2 pseudogenes are annotated in these 1,043 nt (G+C 44.2%); both read right to left on the bottom strand.

Annotated elements, in window-relative coordinates:
• Nucleotides 1–266: 266 nt before the first annotated feature.
• Nucleotides 267–425 (bottom strand): annotated as a pseudogene (locus EDD57_RS15280) (sporulation protein); the annotation flags it as partial.
• Nucleotides 426–463: 38 nt separating this feature from the next.
• Nucleotides 464–1,043: pseudogene (locus tag EDD57_RS14575) on the bottom strand (collagen-like protein); the annotation flags it as partial.

The raw sequence follows: 1,043 nt of genomic DNA, 5'->3' as shown, positions 1-1,043 counted from the left end.
TGGATTCGTCAGACTTAAGTGAACCGCCTAGTGCGGAACCGCATGCTAGGTGGTGTGAGAGGTCGGGGGTTAATCACCCCCTCCTACTCGATTAAAATAAATCTAAACTGGGAATTTCTTTGCTGACTTCTTTTTTCTCATCCATTCTTCTCGGAATTAGTTAGGAAGTCAAATCTATACAGACTAGGATCTAGTCTCAAACGAAGCTATCCATTAGCATCTGTACTAGACGGCCTGAAAAGATACATCAGATTTGTCCTAAAGTGCCATTCAACTCGATCATAACCTTTTCGTGTAGGAATCCCTTTTAAAGACTCCTCTCTGCTTTCGATTGCGCCTGCGCGATCAATAGTACACACAGATGAGTACCCATCATTAATGGCATCAACAATGTGCTCTCTTGTCTCGGGAAAACAACTCATTGGAATAGATACCTCGTTATATGAACGGTATTTTGAGCTCACTAACCAATTTTCATTATACGTAGCGTAGCCGCTGGAGTAGATGGAGCTGTTACAACTATATTAAAATTTCCTGGACCCGCCGACAAAGTCGAGTTTGCTAATGAAAGTGCAGTAGCTGGAACACTGATGATAGCTCCTGCAGATATTGAGAAAACTTCTGTTGTAGAAAGAGATGGGACTGCTGTCCTGTTAAATCCAAATAAATTGCCGGCTTCACGCAGTCCCAACTGAGGTACTTGCGTAGTTGTCCCAGTGATACCTAGTATATTTGCATTGTACTCGACTAAATAAGTTCCGGCGGTTAGACTCAGTTGACCTGTAACTGAATTATAAGTGATATCTGATCCAATACTTGCATATGGCGCATCAAATATAATAGGATTAGTACCACCTCCTACTACTGTCTGTTGTGTCATTCGGGCCAAAAATAAAGCTGAATTCAAAAAAGCGCCCGTAGGTCCACTTGGTCCCGTAGGTCCCTGAGGTCCAATATCCCCCGAAGGTCCACTTGGTCCCGTTGGTCCTTGAGGTCCGATATCCCCCGAAGGTCCACTTGGTCCCGTAGGTCCCTGAGGTCCA

This window comes from Baia soyae (assembly GCF_004341445.1).
GTDB lineage: Bacteria > Bacillota > Bacilli > Thermoactinomycetales > Thermoactinomycetaceae > Baia > Baia soyae.
The sequence above is the reverse complement of the archived record's forward strand: the minus strand, read 5'-3'. Positions and strand labels throughout refer to the sequence as shown.